The sequence below is a fragment of the Colwellia asteriadis genome (assembly GCF_039523295.1).
Classification (GTDB): Bacteria; Pseudomonadota; Gammaproteobacteria; order Enterobacterales; family Alteromonadaceae; genus Colwellia; species Colwellia asteriadis.
This window is the reverse complement of sequence record NZ_BAAAFA010000030.1, coordinates 1-1,007: the sequence shown is the minus strand read 5'-3', so window position 1 is coordinate 1,007 and position 1,007 is coordinate 1. Positions and strand designations below refer to the sequence as shown.

General features: G+C 36.6%; 1 tRNA gene and 2 rRNA genes. All 3 read right to left on the bottom strand.

Annotated elements, in window-relative coordinates:
* Window positions 1-110, bottom strand: a 23S ribosomal RNA gene (locus tag ABD005_RS18075); the annotation flags it as partial.
* Between the two features lie 633 nt (window positions 111-743).
* Window positions 744-819 (bottom strand) — tRNA-Ala (locus ABD005_RS18070).
* A gap of 95 nt (window positions 820-914) precedes the next feature.
* Window positions 915-1,007: ribosomal RNA gene (locus tag ABD005_RS18065) — 16S ribosomal RNA — on the bottom strand; the annotation flags it as partial.

Here is a 1,007-nt window from a genome sequence, read left to right as displayed (position 1 = left end):
CGAAGACTATAATGGTTTTTATCACCTTATCTTCGCTTATCGCAGATTAACACGTCCTTCATCGCCTCTAACTGCCAAGGCATCCACCACATACGCTTAGTCACTTAACCATACAACCCTAAGTAGTTTCTTGTTATTTGACCTTTATACTTCGTTGCTTATACATTCGTGTAGAATAAACTACACTTCATATTTAAGCGCCTTGTCTAAAGCACAAATCCCGTCGAAATGAATTATTATTGTAAGAACAAAAACAAAACATTTTACTAGAATGTTCGGAGACTAATCCGAACTAATTGTAAAGTCTGACATTTTCACGTACTCAATAAACCCTAAGGTTTATGATGAGTTACTTGATAAGACAATTACTATCGAGTAGATAATAATCGAATGTTTTACTTAGTTGATTAAACACTCGAGGAGAATGTTTAATCGGTGGTATTTATAACGCTACAGTTATTTATAAGTAAAGAGCGCGACACCCTGTTACTAATATAAGTGTTATATAAATACCGGTATTTATATCAGCTTTCCAGATTGTTAAAGAACTAATTTTCAACACACATTCGGTTAAAAACTTGGTTTAAAAAACCAAATTTAAAGTATCAAGGTGATAGCTTAAATTTGGCTTCTTTCTTTAGTTAAAAGAAACGATGGAATTTTGATTTTCTTTACAAAGTGCTTTGTGGTGACGTGTAGTCTTTTTTACACGAACTACGAAGCAACGTAGTAAAAAATCAAAATGGTGGAGCTAAGCAGGATCGAACTGCTGACCTCCTGCGTGCAAGGCAGGCGCTCTCCCAGCTGAGCTATAGCCCCATCAGGGTTTCTTTCAATTTCATTATCATGCAATTTGTGTGAACACTCTGTGAGTAACTTACGTTAAACACCTTTACGATTTTTTACTTTCAAGATAAGGAGGTGATCCAACCCCAGGTTCCCCTAGGGTTACCTTGTTACGACTTCACCCCAGTCATGAAACACAAAGTGGTGACCGTCCTCCCGAA